6 protein-coding genes and 1 pseudogene are annotated in these 5,796 nt (G+C 67.4%); 3 read left to right on the forward strand and 4 right to left on the reverse strand.

The genetic code is table 11. The features are described 5' to 3' along the window. Positions 1–343 precede the first annotated feature (343 nt). From G3N93_RS32450 to G3N93_RS32460, 3 genes are all read left to right on the forward strand, one after another. Entirely contained in the window at positions 344–529 is a 186-nt protein-coding gene (locus tag G3N93_RS32450) for a hypothetical protein (protein ID WP_011356159.1), read from the forward strand. A 76-nt stretch (positions 530–605) separates the two neighbouring features. Then, the gene (locus G3N93_RS32455; protein WP_011356160.1) at positions 606–881 is read left to right on the forward strand and encodes a hypothetical protein; all 276 of its coding nucleotides are present in this window, start codon (positions 606–608) and stop codon (positions 879–881) included. Between the two features lie 45 nt (positions 882–926). Then, positions 927–1,085 carry a hypothetical protein gene (locus G3N93_RS32460; RefSeq protein ID WP_206134796.1) on the forward strand — a complete coding sequence of 53 codons (159 nt, stop codon included), beginning with the start codon at positions 927–929 and terminating at the stop codon, positions 1,083–1,085. Positions 1,086–1,207: 122 nt separating this feature from the next. On the opposite strand, the gene G3N93_RS32465 is transcribed toward G3N93_RS32460, so the two are convergent. The 4 genes and pseudogenes from G3N93_RS32465 to G3N93_RS32480 all read right to left on the reverse strand — a co-directional run. Then, complete coding sequence (locus G3N93_RS32465) at positions 1,208–1,528, reverse strand: DUF1840 domain-containing protein (protein WP_174944856.1); 321 nt, start codon at positions 1,526–1,528, stop codon at positions 1,208–1,210. A gap of 310 nt (positions 1,529–1,838) precedes the next feature. Further along, positions 1,839–2,315, reverse strand: a complete 477-nt coding sequence (locus tag G3N93_RS32470; RefSeq protein ID WP_241026783.1) for a DUF3617 family protein — start codon at positions 2,313–2,315, stop codon at positions 1,839–1,841. Positions 2,316–2,473: 158 nt separating this feature from the next. Then, a complete protein-coding gene (locus G3N93_RS32475) occupies positions 2,474–4,444 on the reverse strand; it encodes an APC family permease (protein ID WP_174938276.1) in 1,971 nt (656 codons plus the stop codon). 341 nt (positions 4,445–4,785) lie between these two features. Then, positions 4,786–5,778: pseudogene (locus G3N93_RS32480) on the reverse strand (glucokinase); the annotation flags it as partial. Positions 5,779–5,796: the final 18 nt, after the last annotated feature.

The raw sequence follows: 5,796 nt of genomic DNA on the forward strand, positions 1-5,796 counted from the left end.
TCTCCGCGCGTTCATTGCCGGGCGCCACGGTTGTGTGCCGGCGCGAATGGTTCGATCCGCAAGACGCGCACGCGACAACCCGCACGCCGCGTGCCCGTCGTGCGAACCAGTGTGGGTGACGTGCCGGCGAGCGTCAAGCCGCGCGGCGGCGAAGCTGCGCGCGATGCGGCGAGCCGGCCACACGTGCCGCGCCGCCATTACCGCCCTGGTGCATCCTGCTCGGGGCTAGCGTGTCTTTTGTATCACGTTGTGATATATAATTCAGGCAGATCATCCGTGCGTGCGACGTCGGCGGAACACCACTCCGCCGAACGCGACACGCCGACATGGGGAAGGAGACATCATGCTGATCAATAGCGACTTCGAAATGGGCTACCTCGTGATCGCGTTCGCGCTGCTGGGCGTGATCCTGTTCGGCGCGCTGCTGACGGCGCTGCATCTCGAACGGTGGCATCCGAAGCTGGTCGGCGCCGCGCTCGGCGCGTTGCTGGGCATCGTGCTGATCGAAGCGATGCCGATGCTGACGTGAACACGGGCCGGCGCCCATTCGTCCGATCACGCGCCGTGCGGGGTCGGAACGACCGGCGCCCGACACGGAGGCCGTCATGGCTTCGCCGCTCTGCCTGACCTATCGCCAGTGCGGGATTCGCGCAGTCGCGCTCGTCGACCCGGTGGCCGGCGAAGGGCTCGAACTCGGCGCGCTGTACGAGCCGCTCGCCGTCGTGGTGTGGCGCGACGCCAGCGGATGCCACGAGGCGCATCTGCTCGACCCGAAACATCACGTGTTCCGCAACGACGCGGACGCGCTCAGGATCTCGATCGCGCTGGCCAAGCGTTTCATCGACACGATGCTCGCCGGCACGTTCATGCCCGCCGGCTGACGGCCAGCCGCGGCGCCCTTCGTCCTTCGTCATGCTGGAGGCGACATGGAACACAGTATCGTCCAGACGCTCTTGCTGCTCGCGCTCCTCGTGTTCGCGGTACTGTTCTTCACGGCCGGGCGCGGCCGCGACCGCACGCGCGACAGGCTGCTGCACCGGCCCGCGCGACGCTCGTCACGCTCGCATCCGCATCATCATCCGTAATCGCGTCATCACGCGACCGCACCGCGCATAAAAATCGGCCGGCGGCCGCGCGTCGAACGACGTGCATGCCGCCGGCCTTCCAGCGGAGGTCCGGTACCGCGGGCGCGACGCGCGATGCGCGCCTACACGCCCCACATCACGTGCCGCCCCTGTTCGTGAGCCGCACGCATCATGTCCAGCAGCGGCCACGCGCGCTGCGCGAGCCCGCCCGCATGCGGCGACACCTCGTCGCGCAGCGCCTGCGTCGAATGCTCGTGTGCGCGTTCGCGCGCCGCATCGTCCCTGATGGCCTGTTCGAGCCGCGCGATCGCACCCGGCAGCTCGTCGGTGGAAATCACGCCGCGGACGTCGAGCCCCTTGCCGACCAGCCCCAGCAGATACTGCGCCAGGTCGCGCAACATCACGATATCGGGTGCGGCGGAGGATCGAAACGTGATCAGCATCGTCATTTCCCCTTGTCGTCGCCGCGAACCGTACGGCGCATCGTGCCGCCGGTCGCGGCGAGGCCCGGTGGCCATCCCGCTGCGCGTAAGCGCCGCCCGTTCTTCTGAACCGGACGTTCGCCCGGCACGATGCGCGCGTCGCGCGGCCGGGTTCGTTTGTGGCGTAAAGGCCGGATACCACCAAGGCCTGCCTTGATTTTATATCACATTGTGATGTATTCAAGCGCGCCGACCCTGAATGGCCGCAATCCCGTGGCGAATGCGCCGACGGGTGCGGCACGCACCGTGTGATGCGCGCCGCTTCTCCCCGTTACTTGCAGTCGCCCACGCGCTTGCCGCGCCACGTCCACGCAAGCGTGTACGCGCCGGCCTGTGCGTGCTGCCCGTGCAGTTGCCCCTTCAGGTCGTAGCTCGTCGGCGTGACGGCGCCCGTCACCGTGCCGTTGCCGCGCCCCTGTTCGTTCGCGCAGGACAGCGCGACCTTCAGCGTCGTGCCCGCGTAGTCCCAGTTCGTGATCGTGCAGTGGACGTTGTCACGCTGCAGGCGGGCGGCCATCGTCTTGCGCAGGTTTTTCGCATCCGCATCGGTCAGGCACTGGTCCGGCATCGAATCGGCGCCTTGCGGCAGCGGCTTGCCGTTCAGTGTGTACGCGGTGTCGTCGTGCCAGATGCCTGGCGATACGGTCTGCGCAAAGGACGCGGCGGCGAAGCCCGCGAGCACGGTGGCGGACAATGCGCGCGCGCCGTGGCGCAGGAAACGGGTGGCAGTCGTGGCGGCGATCGTCATGAAGTCTCTCGGAAAGGATTTGTTGTTGATTCGAAGCGCGCGAATCTTACCAAATCTTTCCGACGAAACCGGCGAATTGTTTTCCATTGCTTACGATCTGACGCGATACGTCAGGTTGAATCGTTTTCATCCGCCAGGTGAGCCGCTTTGCCCGACCGCTACCCGACATTCATCGGCAACAACACCATCTGCTTGCCCTCGACATGCAGGCGCGCCTGCAGCTCGACGGGCGTCTGGTTGTGCAGCCAGGCCGTGAGGAAATTCACGCGCCGGAAGATCAGCTTGCTCGCGAAGCACACCGAGTTCGGGTACTCGTCGAGCGTCGACGACGCGAGGTTCATGAATTCGACGACGGGATTCGTGCCGAACGCGATCCGGTAGTCGGCCGCGATGCCGTGGCGGCGGCAGTGCGCGACATAGTAGTCGAGCGAATCGGTGATCGTATGGCGCAGCCGCTCGAGATGTTCGTGACCGTCGTACGCCTTCGCGTCGACTTCGCCGACCGCGAGGAAGATCACGTTGCGGAAGTGCCCGGGAAACAGCCGGTTGACCCACAGCAGCGCGTGCATGCTCGCGCCGCGATGCTTGCCGACCAGCAGCACGGCCGTCGGCTGCAACGGGTCGGGCTTGCCCGGCGCGTCGGCTTCGTCGATCTCGGGCGGCTTGCCCGAGAACAGTTCGTCTTCCTTGGCGAGCTGCAGGCGCGTATAGGCGTAGTGGCGGTTGATCATGAAGCACAGCGCGATCACCGCGCTCGTCACGAGCACCGTGAGCCAGCCGCCCGCCGTGAACTTCTCGATCAGCGTGATGACGAGCACGGTCGCCGTCACGCTCAGCCCGAGCGCCGACAGGAAGAAGTGCTTGAACCAGCCCTGTTCGCGACGATGGCGCCACCAGTACGTGCACAGCCCGAGCAGCGACAGGCTGAACGTGAGGAACACGTTGATGCTGTACAGCACGACGAGCACGTCGACGCTGCCGTGCGTCCACAAGAGGATCAGCAGGCTCGACAGCCCGACGACGATGATGCCGTTCTGCCGCACGAGGCGCCCCGACAGGTCGCGGAAATGGCGCGGCACCCATGAATCCGACGCCATGTTCGACAGCACGGCCGGGCCGTCGAGGAAGCCCGTCTGCGCGCCGACCATCAGCAGCCCGGCCTCGAACGCGAGCACGGCCGCGAGCAATGCGTGGCGCGCGAACGCCGAACCGAGCCCGAGATGGTCGATCACGCTGCCGAACACGACCGCGTTGAGCGTCTCGCCTTCGACGGGCCGTGCGTGCCACAGCATGTACAGCAGGATGATGCCGCCGGCCGTGAACGCGAGCGACGTCGACATGTACCACATCGTCACCTTGCCGTTCGGCACGCGCGGATCGGCGAGCATGTTCACGTTGTTCGACACGGCCTCGAGGCCCGTATAGGTACCGCCGCCGAGCGAGAACGCGCGCATCAGCAGCGCGAGCATCACGAATACGCCGAGCGACTGCGACATCCCGTGCGCCTCGTGCACGGCATCGGGCACGATCATCGCGAGGTTGCTGCCGTGCACGGCGACGCCGTACACGATCAGCGCGAAGTGCAGGATCACGAAACCGATGAAGATCGGCAGCAGCACCATGATCGATTCACGCATCCCGCGGAAATTGAGCCCCGTCATCAGCAGGATCAGCACGATCTCGGTCGTGAGCTTGAACGCCTGCGCGCTCACCGGCAGCAGGCTGAAGAACGCGTCGACGCCGCTCGCGAGCGACGTCGCGACGGTCAGCACGTAGTCGACCAGCAGCGCCGCACCCGACACGAGCCCCGGCTTCGAGCCGAGCAGCGACGTCGCGACGCGATAGCCGCCGCCGCCCGTCGGGAACAGCTCGATCACCTGGTTGTAGCCGAGCGCGATGATGAACACGGTCGCCGCGGTCGCGAGCGCGAGGAACAGCGCGAGCGGCGTGTGGTGCGCCAGCGCGAGGAACGCTTCTTCCGGGCCGTAGCACGACGACGACAGGCCGTCGGCGCCGAGCCCGACCCAGGCCAGCAGCGGCGTCACCGCGATCGCATGCCGCGTGCGCGGATCGAGCGGGTCGAGCGGCTTTCCGACGAGCAACTGCCACACCTTCTGGAACGTGGTCACGACTCCTCCGGAACGCCCGACGCGTAGGCGACACTGTTCTAAAAGTAAATGAGTTCCGGGACAACTTCCAGTCGGCGTATTCCATAAGCCGGCGTCGCGCACCGCCGGATTTCTTTCAGCATGCCGACACGTTTCAGACAGGCAAGTGACAGCCACACAGGCCGATCATGGCGGCGCGGCCACTGCACGCGCGTGTTGCCCGCGACGGCGGCACGGTCGACCGACATGCAACAGGACGAACATGCGCGGCAACGCGAGCGTCCATCCGATCGATGGGCGTCGGGAAGGCAACCTTCGCGCCAGGGCTCGGCGGCCGGTGCAACGCGTCAGCCGGCCTCGCCCAACGCGCGGGCGAGCAGGCGCGACACGCCGACGAAGGCCGGATGCGGTGCGGTGATCACGAAAGTCGGAATCTTCGCGAGATAACCGGCAAAGCGCCCCTTCGCCTCGAAGCGGGCACGAAACGGCGACGCATCGAACCATGCACCGAGGCGCGGCACGACGCCACCCCCGATATGAATGCCGCCGGTCGCGCCGATGGTCAGAGCCAGATTGCCCGCGAACGTGCCGAGCATGCCGCAGAAGCACTCCAGGGTCGCCACGCTGCGTGCGTCGCCGTCGAGCGCACGATCGATGATGGCGGCCGTGTCGGCTGCGTCGGCCTCGGGCACGTCGTAGCCGTCGCGCGCCGCGAGCGCCGCGTGAATCACCGCGATGCCGGGCCCGGCGACCAGCCGCTCGAAAGATACGTGCGGCCAGCGCGCCCGCGCGTAGTGCAGCACGTCGGCCTCGCGTGCGTCGGCAGGCGCAAACGACACATGCCCGCCCTCGCCCGACAACGGCACCCATGCATCGCCCGCGCGCACAAGTGCCGAGACGCCCAGCCCCGTTCCGGCGCCGAGCACGCCGATCGTACCCGCGGGCGCCGCGTGCCCGCCGCCGACCTGCCGCCGTTGTCCCGCGGACAGATGCGGCACGGCCATCGCCAGCGCCGCGAAGTCGTTGAAGACGCGCAGCGTGTCGAATCCGAGCGCGCGGCGCGTCGCGTCGATCGAGAAGCGCCAGTCATGATTGGTCATGCTGACCATGTCGCCGTCCACGGGATTGGCGATCGCGATCGCCGCGTCGCGCACCCGCACGCCGCCCTCGTCGCGCAGGAACGCGCGCACCGCGTCGTCCACACCGGCATGGGCGCGGCATCGATAGACGCGCACGTCGCCGATCCCGCCGAGCGCGGTCTCCAGCGCGAAGCGCGCGTGCGTGCCGCCGATGTCCGCCAGCAAGCGGGGTTCACCAGTGCGCACGCCGCACGGCGCAACCGGATGGCCATTCATGGTCGCTTCGCTCATCGT

It is taken from the genome of Burkholderia sp. Se-20378 (genome assembly GCF_017104665.1).
GTDB lineage: Bacteria > Pseudomonadota > Gammaproteobacteria > Burkholderiales > Burkholderiaceae > Burkholderia > Burkholderia lata.